This window comes from Oleiphilus sp. HI0128 (assembly GCF_001635365.1).
The window spans coordinates 19195-39635 of sequence record NZ_LWGG01001549.1 but is presented as its reverse complement, the minus strand read 5'-3'; the positions used below and the strand labels follow the sequence as shown (position 1 = coordinate 39635).

Sequence of the window (20441 nt, the reverse complement as noted above, 5' to 3'; positions counted from 1 at the left end):
GCTTAATCCTCTTCCTCAGTACTCTCTTCAAAGCTCATATCAAGCTCTTTGATTTTACGGGTAAGCGTATTCCGGCCCCAGCCTAATAACTGGGAAGCATCTCTACGTCGTCCGCCAGTATGGTTCAATGCCGTATCGATCATAATACGCTCAAACTGGGGAACAGCTTGATCCAGAATGGCACTATTACCTTTTTTAAGTTCCTGGTCAGCCCACTTTCGCAAGGCTTCCTGCCAAGTACTTGCTGTTGGAGCAGTGTTATCTTCATCTAATAATTCTGGCGGCAGGTCTGATACATGAACCTCTCTACCACTAGCCATGACGGTTAACCAGCGACAGGTGTTTTCTAGCTGTCGAACATTACCTGGCCAGGGCATGGCACTTAAGTACTCTTCGGTCTCAGGGCGTAATTGCTTGATGTCGACCGAGAGCTCTTCAGCTGCTTTGCTTAAGAAGTAGTTCGCCAGGGTGGGGACGTCTTCACTTCGGTCGCATAGTTTAGGTAGGTGAACGCGAATAACGTTCAAACGGTGAAATAAATCTTCCCGGAAGCTACCTTCTTGAACCAGACCTTCAAGGTTTTGGTGGGTTGCAGCGATAATCCTAACGTTAACCTTAACGGGTGTGGTGCCACCGACTCGATAAAACTCACCATCTGCAAGTACACGTAATAGGCGGGTTTGCGTATCGGCAGGCATATCTCCGATTTCATCGAGGAAAAGTGTACCGCCATCAGCCTGTTCAAAGCGTCCGGTGCGCTGTCCTCCAGCACCTGTAAAGGCACCTTTCTCATGACCAAATAACTCAGACTCAATCAGGTCGTTGGGAATTGCAGCCATGTTTAAGGCAATAAATGGTAACTGTGCACGGGGGCTATGCTGATGCAAAGCACGAGCGACCAGTTCTTTACCTGTTCCTGATTCGCCATTGATCAGAACCGTTATATTTGACTGTGATAAGCGGCCGATAGCGCGAAACACTTCCTGCATCGCTGGAGCTTTACCAATGATTTCAGTATTTTCTTCATTGAGCTCCGGTGCATCAGGCATATTCTGTGCTTTTTGCTCTTGGGAGTGAGCAATGGCGCGTTTGATTAGTGCGACGGCATCATCTAGATCGAAGGGTTTGGGTAGGTAGTCGAAAGCGCCACTCTGATAGGAGGAAACAGCGCTGTCCAAGTCGGAATGAGCGGTCATAATAATGACCGGAACTGCCGGTACGCCACGATGCAAATTATTAGCTTGAATCTTTTCAAGTAGTGCAAGCCCATCAATGCCAGGCATACGAATATCACTGATAATCGCATCAGGGCTCTCGCTAGAAAGTCGTTCTACTACACCTTCACCGCTTTCAAAAGAGCGAAGCTCGTAGTCTTCTTTTGCTAGTGCTTTTTCAAGTACCCAGCGTATAGAGCGGTCATCATCAATGATCCATACAAGTGGCTTTGTTGTCATAGTGTTACTCCGAGATACTTGAAACGTTTGTTGGTTTAGGTGAGCGCGTGCTATCGATAGGGATATAAATAATGAAGTCGGTTTTACCTGGTTTGCTTTCGCACTCGACCAAGCCATCGTGCTTGGTAAATATGCTTTGCGTAATGGATAAGCCCAGACCTGTACCTTCTGCGCGCCCACTGATCATGGGGTAAAAAATATTCTGAATGGAATCCTTTGGTATACCTGGACCGTTGTCGATAATATCAACCTTTAGTACCAGTCGATGTCGAGTATGACCAATAGTGAACTGCCTTAGAGTTCGCGTTCTCAAGACAATCTGAGGTGAAGGATTTTCGTCTTTTTGCTCAGACAGTGCTTGAAGTGCATTTTTCGCAATGTTCAGAAACGCTTGAATTAACTGACTTTTATCGCCCAGGAATTCGGGAATACTTGGGTCGTAGTCCCTGATAATATTAATTTTGCCTGCAGATTCGGCATGAATCAGGGTGTGAACTCTTTCAAGAATCTCGTGGATGTTTGTTTCACAACGCTTGAGGGCTTTATTAGAGCCGAGCATTCGATCTACCAGACTTCTCAGCCGGTCCGACTCACTCATTATAATTTGTGTGTATTCATGATGCTCTGGGTTGGTCAGCTCTGCATCAAGTAGCTGAGCGGCACCCCGAATTCCACCGAGAGGGTTCTTAACCTCATGAGCGAAGCCACGAACAAGGATTTGAGCTGTTTCCTGGTTCTCATGCAGCTGTTCTTCACGGCTGATCCGCTTCAAACGATCCTTTGCTTGCATTTCGATCAGCAGTAAATCCTGAGAATCTTGAGAGAACTTTGATGCCGAGCAGTCTGCAAGAAGCTCTTGGCCGTTGTGTAGAATAAACTCGCAGTCACGTTGAGTGTATGAGTGCCCGCCATCAATAATGGCCTGGAACTCGTCAAACAAAAGCTCTTCATGTTTAATAAAGAGGTGATCTAGCTTGCTGGATAGTATTCGTTTGTAACCGGCTTGCAGGAGCATTTCGGCAGCAGGATTGATAAATTTAATCTGGTAATTTGCATCAATAAGGATAACAGCAGTCGACAAGCCTTCGAGTATGCGTTGTTGGTAGGCATCTGAGAACAGGTTGGTTGTCATTAAAGCTTGTATCCATTTAAAGACGAAATTACATGCAAACAGGCTTGCTCTTGCCTGGGGCGAACTATAATAGCCAAAGCAAGAAGCAAACCAATGTTTTATGTGGCGTCGAATATGTTCAGAGAGTAGCTATTTAGCGAGCTCCCGACTGCTTGCGTGTCAGGGCTCTTGGTTTAGTATAGATGAAGATAGGATGTGCGCACCAATTTTGTGCATTGCTTTTTTGGGGTGTTCCCTATTGGTGCTCTCTATGTGTTAGTTAATTTTGAACGCTCTGGCGATAGGTCGATGAACTGTAAATTGACTACTGGCTGAGATAAGAGCCTTGTTTTGTGGGTCGATAACTTGGACCGTGATCGTGTGTGTTCCTCTATTTAGGCTTGTTAGCAGCAAGCTCGCCCCTTTTTGTAATGCAACTTCGGCACCATCCAGCAGAAAGCGCAGTTTGTCCTCTGCTCTTAATGAAGGCTCTAATATGGTGCTTACAGTGATGTCACCCGTGCCTGAGTGGAGTGCGCTCCGGTCTATTGGTGCGCTAATAACAAGTGACTGGTAAAGAAAGCTGTCGTCTGTAGGTGCAGAGCTAAAACTTATGGGGCTTGGTTTTAGTGCAGGTATGGTTGGAACGGGTTCGACTTCCAAGGTGACGGCGTTGCTTTGTGGTTGGTCTGAGTACGATATGCTGCCATCTGGTTTTGTGACTTTATAGACGGTTGTTGTGCTGGTGCTTTCTTCGGCATACAGCTTACTCGTGCTGACGAAAAACAATAAAGCCAATAAAGTAACCTTTATGGCGATCAACAAATTGCTAGTCTTGAATTGATCTTGTGTAAGCACAGTCTATACCCTCGTTAAATAACTGCTATAGTTAGAAAAAGCTTTGAAGAAGCAGTGTAACAGAGAGTCTTTTCGCTTCTAAAGCTCATCTATAGTTTAGCTCACAATTTGATGAGCTATTTTTGATATTTGAGGTTTTTTCTTTGTCCCATAATTCCGCCAGTAGCTCTTATGACAATGCGGCGAATGTATCGAGTGCTGAAGCAGTAGAGCCTGCTCAAGTAGCTGTATCGCGTTATCTTCAAAATGCTTATCTGCATGTCATGGCGCTAGCTGGGTTTGCTTGTTCACGTGAGGTGTTTTTGCACGGCTTACCCGTAGACGAAAGAGCTTCAAGTAGCGGTATGATGAGAGCGGTTCATAGCCAAGGCAAATTACAGTGCCGCCAAATGGATTTGGCGGATCTGGATAAGGCTGCCTTGCCTTGCCTTGCTCAGCTTAAAGGGAGTGATGAGGCTTGGCTCGTGATTGAGCGCTACGATACTTCCCGGTGTGCTTATAGCGTTAAAATTTTTAGCTCTGAGGGAGAGGGGCAGGCTTATTGGAGCGAGTTTGAGCTTAAGGAGAAAATCTCTGCAGAGCTGGTTTCGGTATTTCCAAAGGCGCATACGAGCAGTTCCTTAGACCAGCCAAGAAGAAGTGGTTTTGCTTCGTGGATGTGGCAGGAGCTAAGAGCTTTAAGCAGTGTTTATCGGGATATCATCGCAGCTACTTTATTGATTAACGTCTTTGCTTTGGCTGCGCCATTGTTTGTCATGAATGTTTATGATCGGGTAGTTCCCAATCAGGCAATCGAGACGCTTTGGGTTTTGGCGTCAGGTCTGGTCTTAGTGATCGTTTTTGAGCTGCTGGTAAAATTGCTTCGACATGTGTTTTTGGAACAGGCCGGTAAGCGTTTAGACTTGGTTTTGTCGAGTAAGCTATTTTCCAAGGTTTTGAATATCAGGCTCGAAGAATTTCCTTCGTCAGTGGGCTCACTTGCCAGCCAGGTGAAAGAGTTTGACTCGATCAAGCAGTTCTTTACTGCGGCGACAATGACGGCGCTCGCAGATGTTCCTTTTGCCATTATCTTTCTATTGGTTATCGCTTCTGTGGGTGGGCAGCTGGCCTTGGTGCCTTTAATAGCGGCTGCTTTCCTCTTGCTCTATGGTTACGTTGTGCATTTCCCGATAAAAAAAGTGGTTGATTTGATGCAGCAGGCAGCCGCTGAAAAAAATAGTGTTTTGGTTGAGAGCTTAAGCGGCATTGAAACGATCAAGTCCCTTAATGCGCAAGGGCGTCAGCAGGGCTTGTGGGAGAGAGCGCTGGTGCGTATGTCGCTACTAGGAGTAAGAGCCAAGCATCTGACCGACTCTGTATCGATCGTATCTGCGTCCGTTATGCAGCTTTCAACCATGGCGATTGTAATTGTCGGTGTTTATCAGATTGAGCAGCAAGCTTTGAGTTTAGGCGCTTTGATTGCTTGTGTGCTGTTAAGTTCTCGCGCCTTAGCGCCGATGTCCCAGATTGCTAACCTGATATCTCAATACCAACAAGCAAGGTCAGCGCTTAAGGGCTTGGACGATTTATCTCGGCGTGATGATGAATTAGAAGATATTTCTAAATCGCTGAGTTTGGGGGGCAAAATAACAAGCATCGAGATGCGAGATTTATCCTTTTCGTACTCGGGTGGGCCTAAAGTTTTGAAGGATATTAATCTGTCTTTGAATGCAGGTGAAAAAGTAGGGATTATTGGAAAGATTGGCTCTGGAAAAAGTTCACTGCTTAGGTTGTTGCTGGGCTTTGGTAGAGCTGATGCCGGACAATTATTAGTGAATGGCTTCGAGGTTCAGCATTTGAACGCAAGTGAGCTCAGGTCATCTATTGCTTATGTTCCCCAAGAAATTACCTTATTTAGCGGTAGCCTGCGTGAAAACATCCTAATGAAGGCACCAGAAGTGTCGCAGGAAGCGTTGCTTAAAGCGGTGGAATTGTCAGGTTTGTCCGAATTGGTTCAAACTCATGAGATGGGTTTGGATATGACGATAGGAGAGCAAGGAAAAGGCTTATCTGGTGGGCAGAGGCAGTGTGTGGCAATCGCTAGAGCACTTATCAATGACCCTGACTTATTGTTATTTGATGAGTTAAGTTCTTCAATGGATAATCAGACAGAACAGATGATCATCAATAATATTCGGAATATCTCTAAGGATAAGGTGCTGCTACTTAGCACGCACCGGGCTTCTTTGCTGGCCCTGGTGGACCGAATTATCGTGATGGATCAAGGAAAAATTGTTGCTGATGGGCCAAAGGAAAGTGTTTTGGATGCGCTCAAGCGAGGCTTGATTCAGGCAGGGAGCCAAAGTGCTCACAATGATAAACAAGGTCATGGAAAGGGAGGTGTTTCCAATGACTGAGTTCCGTTCAACCCCTATCACTCAAGCCTTAAATGATCATGGTAATGTCATAAAGTCACGACGCTTGCTGTGGCTTATAATTTTGATCTCTTTTTCATTTATCTGCTGGACTGCTTATGCAGAGGTGGATGAGTTGGTTCGCGGTGTAGGTAAGGTTATCCCTTCGAAGCAACTGCAGTTGGTCCAGAATCTTGAGGGTGGCATTCTCTCGGAATTATTGGTGGAGGAAGGTCAGGAAGTCGAAGCCGGTCAGGTTTTATTAAAACTGGATGATAAGCAGCTTGCTTCCCGTTTTCGGGAGCGTGAACAGGTAGTGCGAGTGCTTCAGGCTCGCTCAGAAAGGCTGCGAGCCGAAGCGCAAGGCGGAGAGCTTTCTTTTTCTGAATCTCTGGTTCGTGATGACCAGGCTTTAGTGAGAGAGCAGCAAGCGCTTTTTACTCAAAGGCTTGAACAGTTAAGAGCCTCCAAAGCAATAATTAGCCAGCAAATTCAGCAGAAACACCAATTATTGGATCAGCTTCAAGGGCAGCTCCGTCAGTCCAGAGAGCAGGAGTTGCTGGTGAAAAAGGAGTTGGCAATATTGGAGCCTTTGTTTGAGCAAGGGGTTGTCTCTGAGGTGGAGCTGATAAGATCTGAAAAGAGTGTCTTGGAGGCCAAGGGGAAAGCTTCAGATATTGAACTGAAGTTGCCGCAGATTGAATCTTCTATAAAAGAGCTGACAAATCGTAGAGCTCAGTTAGAGTTGGACTTTAGGTCTGAGTCTCGTCTTGAATTAAATGATGTGTTAGCAGAGCTGGCTCAGATGTCTCAAGGTCACGATGTATTGGAGGATAGGGTTGACCGAACCCAGGTTCGATCGCCTGTTAATGGTATCGTTAAAGAGCTTATGGTGACCACCTTGGGTGGGGTTATTCAGCCGGGAATGGATTTGGTGAGTGTTGTCCCGATGGAGGATGCTTTGCTAATTGAGACAAAAGTCCGCCCTGCCGATATTGCACGACTGTACCCTGGACAGAAAGCAATGGTAAAATTCACCGCATATGATTTCACGGTTTATGGAGGGCTCGAAGCTGAGCTGGTTCATATTAGTGCTGATTCCAGTACAAATGAACAAGGTGATAGCTTCTACCTGGTACGCGTCAAGACGCGAGATAATAACTTGAAGTTCGGAGACAAGCTCCTTCCGGTTATTCCTGGTATGATTGCCCAAGTAGATATTCTGACAGGGAAGAAAACCTTGCTGACGTATCTCTTGAAACCAATATTAAAAGCCCGGCAGGTTGCGCTGACCGAACAGTAAGTTTTGACTTGCTCACTATGCAACTTTTCAGGGTTTTATCTACGGATAGATAATAATAAGTAGCAACCAGTTTGGTTGTTAACGTAGAGGCAATAATAAAATGCAGTTTCTTTCGCGCTTGTTCTTGTGCTTAGCTGTCACAGGCTGTTTTAGCGTGGCCCCGGTTTTTTCCCAAGAGCTAGATTCAAGTTTCTCGAACATTATAGATGAGCCAGGGCTGTCTAAGAAAGCTTCGGCAGTTCGTGGCATTCAGGAGAGCGTGAGCTTAACCTTAGCCAGTCATCCGCAACTTAAAGCAATGGTCAGCGAGTTGTATGCTCAGATGGCGGACATCGAGGAGCGGGAGTCTGCGTTTCTACCTAAGCTTGTTTTATCTCTAGGTGTCGGGCGTGAGCATAGTAATAACACTTCGACAAGGTCATTGACGGGAAGTGGCTCTGAACAAATGGAGCGCCGAGAAGCTTCACTTGCCTTAAGGCAAATGTTATTTGATGGCTTTCATACTCATTGGCAGCGTGAAAGCGGCGTAGAGATGGGGCAGGCACGACGTCTAGCGATGCGCTCTCAGGCAGAAACGCTAGCCTATGATGCTGTGCAGGCGCATTTGGATGTTATGCGTGCGAACTTTGCTCTTGAGGATCATATTGCGAACCTGCAAACTCATGAACGGATTGCGAAAGACGTGGGTACGAGAGCTCGTTTGGGAAAAGATGACCGAGCCAAGGTAAGTCAGGTCAGTGCGCGTTTATCTTTATCTTTGGCAAATGTCGAGGCAGCAAAGGCTAAGCTTAGAGCGGCTGAGGCGGCTTATTTTCGAGTTGTAGGCTCAAGGCCTGCTTTATCTTTGGCTTTTAGTCCAGGCTTGTTATCGATGCCAAATTCGCTGGAACAGCTATTGGAAGAGGTGTCCTCACAGAATCCTCAGTTATTATCTGAAGCGCGAGCGCTTCGAGCGAGCAAGGCTGAGCGTTCGGCAGCGAAGTCTACTAATTTACCTTCGATTTATCTGGAATCTGGTGCGAGTTGGAATGATAACCTTGATGGTGTTAAAGGGCGAAATAATGATGCTTTTGTGATGCTGCGTATGCAATATGACTTATTCAACGGTGGGCGAGACTCAGCGGCTAAGAATAAGGCTGCTCTGCGTGTTAAGCGGGCAGGGTATCGCATGGAAGATGCGCAGCGTGAGTTAAGCTTAGCGGCTGAGCAGGCTTGGCATCGTTACCAGAGTTTATCGACTCGTTACGCCTTACTTCAGGATTATGCAGAATCGGCAGAAAACACCAAGCGAGCCTACATTAAGCAGTTTGATATTGGCCAGCGAAGCTTGATTGATCTGCTGGATGCCGAGAATGAACTATTAAATGCTAAGCGTTTAAGTAGTGAGGCGCGATATGACTTGTATTTGATTAAGTATGAGCTGTTGTACCTGCAGGGTAGTTTGCTGGATCACTTGTCTCAAAATATTACGATATCCCCTAAAGTAACTAAGTTCCTGGACGAAAGGGCATGATGATGGATCAGCAAGAAAAGGAGGCTTTATTTTTAGCGTTACAGGATAGCGATGTTGATCTGGCGCGAGTGACGGAAGACCTCATCTCCTTGCTGGTGCAGAAAGGTATTATTTTGTTTACCGAACTGCCTAGCGCAGTACAGGCTAAGCTTGTTGATAGAGAAAAGCTGAGAGAAAAATTGGGCCAGGTGAATGTGTCTATATTATCGGAGGGCGATACGCTCTAGCTAAGTATTCAACTCTCTTAAGTAATGAGATGGTTGTCTTGAAAGTTTTGCTGAGTAATTTGCTGTAAAATCTCGCTTGCACTTGTATTGGCATTGTCTAGGGTCTCGCCCGTGGACTGATGGCTAGAGTTAGCCTTTCCGAATACGCTTTCTAGGTCGTTCTCTGTGTCATCATGTAGAACTTGATTTAACTCTAGGGTCTCTGGCTCGCTGGAGCTGTTGTTGGCAAAGAGTGGCTGATCACTTCCTTCAATCTTGATAATGACTGTTTGTGTCGTGCCATCAACACTTTCGACAACAAATGTGTCGAACAAGCGTTCTTTCTCTCCCAAAGAGATGACACTCGGGTTGTCAGTATTTAGTTCGTATCGCCAGTTGCCATGTTCATCAATACTGCCAGTGCCATAGTTAGAGCGGGTGGCAATGTCTTCGGCTGCTATAAAGTGAGATTGACCAAAGTCAGGGTCGTCGATGTTTAGCTTCTGTTCGGCGTAAGTGGCATTGGCTAAGTCGATCGTTTCAGAGTTGTCACCGCTTAAAAAAGGCTTGTCATCGGCGCCAAAAATAGTGATCTTGAGAAGTTGATTAGTACCGTCCACGCTTTTTAGCGGGATTAGGTCATGCAAAGTGTCGTTTTGATGAAGGCTTTTTACTGCGTCTGACTCACTATTGAGCGAATAAGTCCATTCGCCACTAGCGGAAATACTTACAAAGCCGTATGTGCCTTCAACCATGTCTTCAGCCAGCATTTGGGCTTCATCTTGGTCGAGGTCTTTAACAGTAAGCGTGCCGCTGATCGTTTCGGGTCTTTCACCAGGGCTATAGTTACTTAGTGCTGAAACTTCAGCGCTCTTGTCGCCAGAGATTGTTGCGCTGTCGTTAATCCCATGTATGGTGATATTGAGGGTAAATTTGTCGCCACTTTTGCTGATTAGGTCGATGCTGTCGATAAGGGAGTCGTTTGCCCCCAGTTCTTGAATTTTCGAAGTGTTGTTGTCTAGCGTGTATTGCCAGCTGCCGTCGCTGTTGTAATTGATTTGGCCATAAGCTGTTTCATGACTGGTTTCGTCAAATTCATAGTTTGTATCAACTTGGCCGCTTACTTCAAAGTGAATGTCTTCAGTAGTGCTTCGGTGCAGAGTTCCAAGGGATTTGCTGGAATGATCTATCTCTGCTTCTGTGTGAGGCGGTATGGCAGTTGAAGTGCTGACTTGTTCACTATTTTGTTCGTCTAAACTGGCTACTTCGTATTTGCTTTGCTTCGCTGAGTTGGCGGTACTTGTTTCTACATACGCATTGCTGGAAAAACTCTCGCCAGGTGGGCTGGAAAATTCTCCGTTAAGCTGGGTGGGGCTTTCTTCGTACCCGGCTGCAGTGGAGGGGAGTAGAGAGAAATCAAAATCTTCGTCGTTAATGATACTGTCTTGTAGGGTGGCAATATCGTTTAACTGTTGCTCGTTTGCGTTCGATAGCTCATGTTCCAGCTTCTTGAGTGTCGCCTTGGCTTGCAGTGCTTGGTTCGATGCTGTGTCGAGCTGTTCAAGGTTCAGCGAAGCTTCCTGTGGAGGGAAGATGTCATTAAGTAGTATGGATGGATGTACGTCCGGACTTGTCTTGTTAATGTCGGTGTTTGTAGTTTGCCCATGAGCCTGTTCAAGCACTTGGCTAGAAAAAAGGCGGGTTGATACTAACAGGCTAGGCTGAGCCGACATGAATGCACTCCGGTTGTACAATTAATACAGTGAGTTAATACACTAAGAGTATTATGAGTGTTTGTCTAGATTATGGCGGGCGGATTTTGTGATCAAATGTAAAAAACCCGCTAATGTTGTCATTAACGGGTTTCTATTCTGAGCCTGCTTGCGCAGGTCAGGCTATCTGTGAGGATAGCTTATAGAGCGTCGTGCTTATAGAGAGTAGTACAACTCAAACTCAACTGGGTGAGTTGTCATGTTCAATTTCTCTACTTCTTCACGCTTAAGATCTAGGAAACCCTGGATCATGTCTTCAGTGAACACGTCGCCCTTAGTTAGGAATTCGTGGTCAGCTTCAAGAGCATTCAATGCTTCTTCGAAAGTCGCTGCTACAGTTGGGATCTCTGCTGCTTCTTCTGCTGGTAGGTCATATAGATCTTTATCAGCTGGGTCGCCAGGGTGGATCTTGTTCTGGATGCCGTCAAGGCCAGCCATTAGTAGCGCAGAGAACGCTAGGTATGGGTTAGCCGTTGGATCTGGGAAGCGAGCTTCCAGACGACGTGCTTTCGGGCTATTTACGTATGGAATACGGATAGAAGCAGAACGGTTACGTGCAGAGTAAGCCAACATAACTGGTGCTTCGAAGCCTGGAACCAAACGCTTGTATGAGTTAGTAGAAGCGTTAGTGAAAGCGTTCAAAGTCTTAGCGTGCTTAATGATACCGCCGATGTAGTATAGGCACTCATCAGATAGACCAGCATAGCCGTCACCAGCCATAACGTTAACGCCATCTTTTGCAAGAGACATGTGAACGTGCATGCCAGAACCGTTATCGCCAACTACTGGCTTAGGCATAAATGTCGCAGTCTTGCCGTAAGCGTGAGCAACGTTGTGTACACAATACTTAAGGATCTGAACTTCATCAGCCTTGTTTACTAGTGTATTAGCGCCAACACCGATTTCACACTGACCAGCAGTACCAACTTCGTGGTGGTGTACTTCGATTACTAGACCCATTGCTTCCATCGCTGCACACATTGCTGCACGAAGGTCGTGTAGAGAGTCAACTGGTGGTACTGGGAAGTAACCGCCTTTAACGCCTGGACGGTGACCAATGTTACCGCCTTCGAATTCTGCGTGGCTACCCCAAGCAGCTTCTTCAGAGTTGATTTCGTACATAGCGCCGTTCATGTCGGCTTTCCACTTAACGTCATCAAATACGAAGAATTCTGGCTCTGGACCAAACAATGCAGAGTCAGCGATACCTGTAGACTTCAAGTATTCTTCAGCACGGATCGCAACAGAGCGTGGGTCGCGCTCGTAGCCTTGCATAGTTGAAGGCTCAACGATGTTACAACGAACGATCAAAGTGCTTTCTTCTGTGAACGGGTCAAGTACTGCTGTAGCGTCTTCAGGCATAAGGATCATGTCTGATTCGTTGATGCCTTTCCAGCCAGCAATTGATGAACCGTCAAACATTTTGCCTTCTTCGAAGAAGTCTTCGTCAACTTCAGAAGATGGAATGCTTACGTGTTGTTCTTTACCGCGAGTATCTGTGAAGCGAAGGTCGACCCATGTGACTTCGTTTTCTTTGATTAGGCCGAGAGTTTTCTCTGACATTCTAATTTCTCCATTTTTGGACGTATTCGAAACAAAGGTTTGTTTCATGTTATTTCAAGTGCCGAGCACTGCACTAAATTGTCACACTCAAGTTGCGACATGCGCAGTGCCTAGCGATTTTCGCAGCAGGTGTCCGGCCTAACCAGTCTAAACAAACTTTTCAAATACTATTTATATTTCAAGTACCGTCCAAGTTGTCAGACGCCTTTGCTGGGCAGCCTGGAAGAGGAAAAAATGAAGGATAGCAGAACTATCTTCATTATTCCCCAATTATTTGTTGACATTAGTTTTTCTATGTCAGTGTGCAATATGTTTGCCAATTTTGATTATTTGTAAGTGCTTGAAAATAGGTGGCTGGAAGGGAGTATCAGTGGATTTTTACGATGTAATGCGCACCATAGCGGTGCTTCATGCTGTTTAGTGCAATAAAATGGTGCGACAGTAAAAAACTAAAATGTAAAATATTTGTTTACTGCATTTTAATATGACGTTCTTTCTGTATAATTCGCGTCCAATTTATATTCAGTTACTTTTAATTTAAGTCTTGGATTTAGTCTTTTCAGGATAACAGGTACCCGTATTGTGATAGAGAAATTAAGAAATATTGCCATCATTGCTCACGTTGATCATGGTAAAACGACGCTTGTAGATAAGTTGTTAAGCCAATCGGGTACACTCGAACGTCGGGACGAAGGTTCTGAGCGTATCATGGACTCCAATGACCAGGAAAAAGAGCGCGGTATTACCATTCTGGCAAAAAATACAGCCATTCAATGGAATGACTATCATATCAATATCGTTGACACACCTGGGCACGCTGACTTCGGTGGCGAAGTAGAGCGTGTATTATCGATGGTTGACTCGGTATTGCTGTTGGTTGATGCCGTTGATGGGCCGATGCCTCAAACTCGTTTTGTGACTTCAAAAGCGTTTGAGCAGGGTTTACGTCCTATTGTTGTAATCAATAAAATAGATCGCCCGGGTGCTCGTCCAGACTGGGTGATGGATCAGGTTTTCGATTTGTTTGATAGCTTGGGTGCGACGGATGAACAGTTAGACTTCCCTGTTATTTATGCGTCGGCGCTGAATGGTATTGCTGGTTCAGACCCTGAGGATATGGCTGACGATATGACGCCGCTGTATGAGATGATCACAGAACAAGTGCCAGCGCCTGATGTAGATCCTGAAGGAATGTTCCAGATGCAGGTGTCTGCATTGGCTTACGACAGCTACGTAGGTGTTATTGGTGTAGGTCGTATTACTCGCGGAACATTGAAGCCAAATCAGCAAGTAATTATTAAAGATGCCAAGGGTAATGAGCGTAAAGGCAAGGTGCTTAACGTCAAAACTCATATGGGGCTTGAGCAGGTTGAGACGCCACTGGCGAATGCTGGAGATATTGTTTGTATCAATGGTATTGATGGCTTAGGTATTTCAGATACTTTGTGTGACCCGGAGTGTGTAGAGGCTTTGCCAGCACTAAACGTAGATGAGCCAACCGTAAGTATGACCTTCGTGGTGAATGATTCTCCTTTTGCAGGCCTGGAAGGTAAGTTTGTTACGACGCGTAATATTAAGGACCGTCTTGATCAAGAGCTTATTCACAATGTGGCATTACGAGTGGCGCCAGGTGATACGCCGGACAAGTTTGTTGTCTCGGGTCGTGGTGAATTACACCTTTCTGTATTGATTGAAACAATGCGTCGTGAAGGTTTTGAGATGGCGGTATCGCGCCCTGAAGTTGTCCAGAAAGAAGTTGATGGCCAGATTCACGAGCCGTATGAGATGGTTGTAATTGATGTTGAAGAGCAGCATCAAGGGCCTGTGATGGAAGCAATGGGTTTGCGAAAGGCAGAATTAACCAATATGGAGTTGGATGGTAAAGGGCGTGTGCGTCTTGAGTTTGTTATCCCTTCTCGTGGTTTGATCGGTTTCCGTGGATTATTCCTGACGCTGACTTCTGGTTCAGGCATCATGACGAGTGTCTTTGATCACTATGGCGAAGTGAAGTCTGGTGGCTCTTTTGAGCGTCAGAACGGTGTGTTGGTGAGTATGGTCAAAGGTAAGACCACTGCTTATTCGTTGTTTACTGTTCAGCAGCGTGGCCGTTTATTCTTAGGCCCTGGTGTTGATATTTATGAAGGTCAGATTGTCGGCATTCACTCACGCTCTAATGACTTGGTTGTTAATACGGTCAAAGGTAAGCAGCTAACGAACGTTCGTGCATCGGGTACCGATGAGGCCTTGACCTTGGTTCCGCCGATTACGCATACGCTAGAGCAGGCGCTTGAGTTTATCGAAGATGATGAGTTGGTTGAAGTAACGCCAGAAAGCATTCGTATTCGTAAGAAGCTTCTTACCGAGACTGAGCGAAAGCGTAATAAGAAGTAAGCTTCTGTATAGTCTGTATAGAAAGTAGCTTAATAATTAAGCCCGCCTCCATATTTGGAGGCGGGCTTTTTTGTGGGTCATCGATATGACATATTAAAGGATTATGCTTAATTAAGCTTGGGAGAGAAAAGTGAAAGGTCTGATTCAGCGGGTAAGCTCTGCTTCGGTCGAGGTCTCTGGTGAAGTGGTTGGGGAGATATCTAAAGGGGTTTTGTTATTGCTGGGCGTTGAGAAGCAAGATACTGAAGCTTCGGCACAGGCTTTGCTTGAAAAGGTAGTGGGCTATCGTATTTTTGAGGATGAAGCTGGTCGAATGAACAAAAGCCTAAGGGATATAGGAGGTGAGTTATTGCTGGTTTCCCAGTTTACGTTGGCAGCGAATACAAAAAAGGGGCGGCGGCCAAGCTTTTCAGAGGCCAGTGAGCCTGGGCGAGCGCAAGAGCTTTATAAGATATTTGGAGAAATGGCCGAGGCGCAAGGTGTTCGTGTGCAGAGAGGGGTATTTGGTGCGGATATGCAAGTTTCTCTGGTGAATGACGGGCCGGTTACCTTTTTGCTTGAGGTGTAGTTATTGTGTGCTTGTTAGTGGATTTTGAGCTTTTTTGGTGCAAAACGGCTAATTTGCGAGAAAAATGTAATTATTTTTTGTACTTTTGTTTATTTGCTGCTAAATAATAGTTAAGCTTAATTTTAAAAAGGACTTGTAAGATATTGTTTGTACTGGTTAACCACTAGAGAATGACTGGTATATCTTTATTGCAAGTGCAATGACGCATATAAAAGTGAAGTAAGTTTTGCTTGGCATTAAATAAGGCTTGGGTGTTTTTGATCTAGATCATTCAGGTCTAAACCTTAACAAGCTGTAACGTGCCTTAGTGCTCAAACTTGTCTTAATATGTTGATAGGAAAGATAAAACACATTTTAATTTGTTAAGTAATTGGCAGATATAAGATGAAACTTATGTTGGGAACATGTCTGAAGAATTGATTTTTGACACATTTCTGACATATTTTATAAATAATATAGGCGGCCGGAAGACTGTGCTGTATTAACGGTGCTGTATTAACGGCATAACTAATAATAATTTAATCGCTAAGTATATTTAACGAGATTCCAGGATGAGCCTGACTCTCATTAAAATTTTAACAGAAAAAAGGAAGACGAAATGAAAAAGACCCTGATCGCTTCAGCTGTAGCAGCAGCTACTCTATCTACTGGTGTAATGGCAGCAGATAAAGGTATTGAATTCTACGGTGATATCGATGTTGCATATGTACATGCAGATGCTGACGGAAATACTGCCAACGCTGTAATGGATAGTGACTCTACTTTTGGTTTGACTCACTCTCACATGGTTTCTGAAGGCGTAACTGCTTTTGCTAAAGTAGAATTTGAATTCGACGCAGACGAAACTACAGCTGGTATCAACCAGTCTGATGAAATCTATGTTGGTGTTAAAGGTGACTTCGGTTCTGTTCAATACGGTGTTGATGACACAGTATATGAGTGGGTAGACGTAACAGACACTTCTGAGTTTGTTGGCTTAGAAGGCGAATTGGCTGCAGATAGCGAAGTTGAGAACCTACAATATGTTTCTCCTGAGATTGCTGACGGTTTAACTGTTGGTGTAACTTTGCCAGTTGAAAGCAGCTCTGTATTCGCTGGTGCTTTAGCTGCTAAATACGCTATGGATAACCTTGAACTTGCTTTTGCATACTCTATGGGTCGCGAAGAAGCTGGTGTTGAAGCAGAAGATACTATTGGTTTAGGTGCTACTTACTCAATGGATGATATTACTGTAATGCTTGGTTACGAAAGCATGTCAGATACAGTTGATTACATTGGTTTGCAGGGCATGTACACAATGGGTCAGAACCAGTTTGCTCTAGGTTATGGTATGAAGTCTTATGATGGTGCAGAAGACGAAGCGACAATTGCGCTTCAAGCTCTTCATAATGTAACAGATCATTTGTTTGTAGCTCTAGAATACACAACGTCTACTGACCTTGGTGGTGTTGATGGTGCGGATGTTGACGTACTAGCTATCGGCGCTAACTACAGCTTCTAAGTTGTAAGTTTAGAACTAAGCTCTAAAAAGCCGGTGACTTTCACCGGCTTTTTTTTGCCTGAAATTTATGTAAATCAAACGATAAGGTGTTTTGTGCCGAAAGAAATTGAACTAAAACTTAGTGTTGTGGGTGAAAGTCTTGCTGTGCTTGAGAGCTTGGAAGCGTGTTTGAGCAATCAGGGGTTTGTGCTTGAGTTGCAGCGAAAGCCTTTGCAGAATATTTACTATGATACGCCTGATAAGATATTGAACCAGCATCGAATGGCTTTGCGGGTTCGGAAAAAAGGCGATGCTTTTATTCAAACCTTGAAGACCAAGGGGAAGTCGGTAAGCGGTCTAAGTGAACGTGGTGAATGGGAATGGGAATTGGCGGATAACAAGCTAGATATTTCACTTCTAGAGGGCTTGGATGTTTGGCCGGAAGGAATGAATTTGGAAAGTTTAAATGCGGTGTTTGAGACGAACTTTGTTAGGCATCAGGTATTAATTGAATGGCAGGGTAGCGAAATTGAATTAGCTTTTGACCAGGGCGAGGTGTTGTCAAAAGGTAAGTGTCTGCCAATCAAAGAAATTGAGCTAGAGCTAATGTCGGGTGAGGTTGAAGCGCTAAAAAGTTTGGCAGCCGTATTGGGGCAAGCTATTCACTTGAAAGCGTCTGACACGAGTAAAGCCGAGAGAGGCTATTCTTTATTGGCAGCGAGCTAAGTATTTCAGACATACTTGATCAAGCGCATTGAGCTGACATGCTCGCTGCGTTACTTTTCTCAGATAACAATATCGAAAATTGAGAGCTATCTATATGAGCAGTGCTAACATCGCAATCGGTACCCAAGTTGAGAATGTAATTAATCAGTTTCCGGGGTTTATTCAAGCAAGTCTACGTAACGCCTGGCAAGAGTTGAGTGCTTATTATGTTGGCGAAGCATGTTTGGAAGATATTCGCTGGGAAACGCTCGAATGCCCTTGGTCAAAAGACTTTATTCAGAGCATTTTGGATGTATGGTCGCGCAGCGACTATGTTAGAGAGTCCAGTTTAAAGTACCCTGAATGGTTGCATGAGTGGTCGGGCAGCGATTCAGCACTGTTTACTTCAAAGTTGGAAGGGCAATATAAGCGCGATTTAAGTTCACGCTGTAAAGCAGTCAATGATGAAGCTGAATTGATGTCAGTTCTGCGAGTATTTCGTCGCTATGAAATGACGCGGCTTATGTGGCGCGATCTCTTAAGCTTGGTAGAGCTGGAAGAAACACTTTCGGACGTAAGTGCTTTGGCCGATGCAGCGGTTGAAGTTGCTTTGGATGTCTTATACAAACAGCTTTGCGAGCGTTATGGCACCCCTTTTTCTAGAGCAAAAGAGGGCGGTGCACCTATCCCTCAGCACATGCTGGTGTTGGCGATGGGCAAACATGGCGCTTATGAATTAAATGTATCTTCCGATATCGACCTGATTTTTGCCTATCCTGAATCTGGTGAGACCGATCACGCCAAAAAGCCAATTGAAAACCAGCTCTTCTTCACGCGCCTGGGGCAAAGGCTCATCAATGCTTTGGATGCCATGACCTCTGAGGGTTTCGTATTCCGTGTCGATATGCGCTTGCGGCCTTATGGTGATAGTGGCGCATTGGCGATGAACTTCGCTTCCTTTGAAGACTACTATCACAACCAGGGACGGGAGTGGGAACGTTATGCCATGATCAAGGCGCGTATCGTTAATGCCGACGCAAACCCTGAAGCCAGCGCGGCCTTAATGGATATTATTAGCCCTTTTGTTTACCGCAAGTATGCTGATTTTACCTCTGTGCAAGCCTTGCGCGATATGAAGCGTATGATTATGGCTGAAATGCACCGCAAAGGTGGAGAGCAAAATATTAAGCTGGGTGATGGCGGCATTCGAGAGATCGAATTTATTGCCCAGGCCTGCCAATTGATTCATGGTGGCCGAGACGAACGCCTCCAGCAGCAGGGCTTGGTAAGCGTTTATCGTACATTGCAAGAAAATGAATATTTACCCTCGGAATGGGTCGATACTTTATTACTTGCCTATCGACTATTGCGTAATTTGGAGCATGCGATACAAGGCTTGGCAGACCAACAAACCCAGTTAATTCCAGAATCAGAAGAGAGCCGTCAGCGTATTGCTTGGTCGATGAGCTATTCAGACTGGCCAAGTTTAGAGGCAGAGCTGAATGAGCATCGTTCAGCGGTGAGTCAATGCTTTGCCGATTTTCTGCATGACCCTGAAGAAGATGGTGATCAGGAGGAAGCAGGAAGGGCTTGGTTGGCAGCTTGGCTGGCTGAAGAGCGTTCACAGCTTTTGCAGCCAATGTTCCAAGAGGCAGGTTATGAGTCGCCTGCACAGAGTGTTAGTGATTTGGAACAGTTACGAGAGCATCGCTTGTTTACCTTGATGTCACCAGAAGCACGGCAGCGTTTTGAGACTTTTCTGCCCCTATTGCTGGATGAAGCTGCTGAAACCAATAAGCCGTCGCTTACATTGGCGCGCATGCTGGGGCTTGTTAGTTCGATACTGGGTCGCTCAGTTTACTTTGTTCTATTGTATGAGAATACAGGAGCGCTTAAGCAGTTGTGCCGCTTATGTTCAGAAAGCCCGTGGGTGTCTGAACATATTGCTAAAAGTCCGGTTATTCTTGATGAGTTGCTGGATGCCCGAAGTCTATTCCATCCACCGAATCGAGAGCAATTACAAGATGAGCTAAGGCAGCAAATGTTGAGAATTCCAGAGGATGATCTGGAAACTCAAATGAACTGCCTACGAACTTTCAAACAATCTCATATGTTGCGTGTGGCTGCATCGGAGTTAGGTGGACACTTGCCTTTAATGAAAGTAAGTGATTACTTAACATGGTTGGCCGAAGTCCTTCTGGAAGAGTCTTTAGCCATCGCATGGCATAATCTAGTCGTTAAACACGGTGTGCCAAGTGGTTTAAGCAGTGACGAGAAAGGGATTGCTGGCGAAGGTTTTGCCGCAATTGGTTACGGGAAGCTAGGTGGCTTGGAGTTAGGTTATAGCTCTGACCTGGATATGGTCTTTCTCTATGACGCTGATGACTATGGCGTGACATCGGGGCCAAAGTCGATTGATAATCAGGTATTTTATATGCGTCTAGGGCAGAGAATAATTCATATTCTGTCAGCTCAGACAACGCAAGGAATGCTGTATGAGTCAGACATGCGTTTGCGTCCCTCGGGCAATTCTGGAATGTTGGTGTCGTCGCTAGCTGCGTTCAAAAAGTATCAGCAAAATGATGCTTGGACATGGGAACATCAAGCTTTAGTTAGGGCGCGTGGTATTGCGGGTGACCCAAAGCTTATCGAAAATTTTAATCTGGTTCGACGAGACATACTGGCAGCACCCAGAGATGAAGCTGAGCTTAGGGCAGAAGTTAAAGCTATGCGCGAAAAAATGAAGGCTGCCGCCAAAGCGGGAAGTATCAAGCAAGGTGATGGTGGTCTGGTGGATATCGAATTTATCACCCAGTTTGGCGTGTTGAACTTCGCGCACCAAGATTCTAGCTTGATGGACTGGACCGATAATATTCGCATATTAGAGGTTTTAGAGAAGCTGGATTGTTTTGAAGGCATTGATTTATCCGTACTGAGTGCATCCTATCGGGAGCTGCGTTCTGGTTTGCATCGAAATAGCTTGGCTGATGAGGCGGATAAAACAACGATCGCTGATTATGCTGAAACATGCAGCAAGGTAACGGAGATTTGGCAAAAAGTCTTCGTGGCCTAGTGATATTTAAGCAAGATTTTCCTGGCTTAATGCTCTAAAATTAGCACCGTG

General features: G+C 45.3%; 14 protein-coding genes. 9 read left to right on the top strand and 5 right to left on the bottom strand.

Annotation, left to right across the window (positions count from 1 at the left end; genetic code table 11):
* Nucleotides 1-2 precede the first annotated feature (2 nt).
* From glnG to A3763_RS25580, 3 genes are all read right to left on the bottom strand, one after another.
* The gene (gene glnG / locus A3763_RS25590) at nucleotides 3-1454 is read right to left on the bottom strand and encodes a nitrogen regulation protein NR(I) (RefSeq protein WP_068508266.1); all 1452 of its coding nucleotides are present in this window, start codon (nucleotides 1452-1454) and stop codon (nucleotides 3-5) included.
* Nucleotides 1455-1458: 4 nt separating this feature from the next.
* Nucleotides 1459-2586: a nitrogen regulation protein NR(II) gene (glnL, locus tag A3763_RS25585; RefSeq protein WP_068508264.1), complete on the bottom strand. Its 1128-nt coding sequence runs from the start codon at nucleotides 2584-2586 to the stop codon at nucleotides 1459-1461.
* A 255-nt stretch (nucleotides 2587-2841) separates the two neighbouring features.
* Entirely contained in the window at nucleotides 2842-3423 is a 582-nt protein-coding gene (locus A3763_RS25580) for a hypothetical protein (RefSeq protein WP_068508262.1), read from the bottom strand.
* A 143-nt stretch (nucleotides 3424-3566) separates the two neighbouring features.
* Here A3763_RS25580 and A3763_RS25575 point away from each other — a divergent pair, with 143 nt between their 5' ends.
* The 4 genes from A3763_RS25575 (at nucleotide 3567) to A3763_RS25560 (ending at nucleotide 8859) form a co-directional block, all read left to right on the top strand.
* The gene (locus tag A3763_RS25575) at nucleotides 3567-5819 is read left to right on the top strand and encodes a type I secretion system permease/ATPase (protein ID WP_068634265.1); all 2253 of its coding nucleotides are present in this window, start codon (nucleotides 3567-3569) and stop codon (nucleotides 5817-5819) included.
* Complete coding sequence (locus A3763_RS25570; RefSeq protein WP_197475976.1) at nucleotides 5812-7119, top strand: HlyD family type I secretion periplasmic adaptor subunit; 1308 nt, start codon at nucleotides 5812-5814, stop codon at nucleotides 7117-7119. The genes A3763_RS25575 and A3763_RS25570 overlap by 8 nt, the downstream gene beginning before the upstream one ends.
* A 154-nt stretch (nucleotides 7120-7273) precedes the next feature.
* Nucleotides 7274-8632 (top strand): TolC family outer membrane protein, encoded by a 1359-nt coding sequence (locus tag A3763_RS25565; RefSeq protein WP_197483128.1) that lies wholly within the window; start codon nucleotides 7274-7276, stop codon nucleotides 8630-8632.
* A complete protein-coding gene (locus tag A3763_RS25560) occupies nucleotides 8629-8859 on the top strand; it encodes a hypothetical protein (protein ID WP_156495336.1) in 231 nt (76 codons plus the stop codon). Before A3763_RS25565 ends, A3763_RS25560 begins: the two co-directional genes overlap by 4 nt.
* Nucleotides 8860-8876: 17 nt before the next feature.
* Here A3763_RS25560 and A3763_RS25555 read toward each other — a convergent pair whose 3' ends face one another.
* Both A3763_RS25555 and glnA read right to left on the bottom strand, forming a co-directional pair.
* Nucleotides 8877-10571: a VCBS domain-containing protein gene (locus tag A3763_RS25555; RefSeq protein WP_068633844.1), complete on the bottom strand. Its 1695-nt coding sequence runs from the start codon at nucleotides 10569-10571 to the stop codon at nucleotides 8877-8879.
* Nucleotides 10572-10766: 195 nt separating this feature from the next.
* Entirely contained in the window at nucleotides 10767-12173 is a 1407-nt protein-coding gene (glnA, locus tag A3763_RS25550; protein ID WP_068633847.1) for a glutamate--ammonia ligase, read from the bottom strand.
* A gap of 582 nt (nucleotides 12174-12755) precedes the next feature.
* Between glnA and typA the strand changes: the two genes are divergently transcribed.
* The 5 genes from typA to glnE all read left to right on the top strand — a co-directional run bounded on the left by typA (nucleotide 12756) and on the right by glnE (nucleotide 20390).
* The gene (gene typA, locus A3763_RS25545; RefSeq protein ID WP_068510231.1) at nucleotides 12756-14564 is read left to right on the top strand and encodes a translational GTPase TypA; all 1809 of its coding nucleotides are present in this window, start codon (nucleotides 12756-12758) and stop codon (nucleotides 14562-14564) included.
* Between the two features lie 130 nt (nucleotides 14565-14694).
* Complete coding sequence (gene dtd / locus A3763_RS25540) at nucleotides 14695-15132, top strand: D-aminoacyl-tRNA deacylase (RefSeq protein WP_068510233.1); 438 nt, start codon at nucleotides 14695-14697, stop codon at nucleotides 15130-15132.
* A gap of 598 nt (nucleotides 15133-15730) precedes the next feature.
* Entirely contained in the window at nucleotides 15731-16633 is a 903-nt protein-coding gene (locus A3763_RS25535) for a porin (protein WP_068510236.1), read from the top strand.
* Nucleotides 16634-16726: 93 nt separating this feature from the next.
* Nucleotides 16727-17338: a CYTH domain-containing protein gene (locus A3763_RS25530; protein WP_068510239.1), complete on the top strand. Its 612-nt coding sequence runs from the start codon at nucleotides 16727-16729 to the stop codon at nucleotides 17336-17338.
* Nucleotides 17339-17432: 94 nt separating this feature from the next.
* Nucleotides 17433-20390: a bifunctional [glutamate--ammonia ligase]-adenylyl-L-tyrosine phosphorylase/[glutamate--ammonia-ligase] adenylyltransferase gene (glnE, locus tag A3763_RS25525; protein ID WP_082865324.1), complete on the top strand. Its 2958-nt coding sequence runs from the start codon at nucleotides 17433-17435 to the stop codon at nucleotides 20388-20390.
* The last annotated feature ends 51 nt before the right edge of the window (nucleotides 20391-20441 follow it).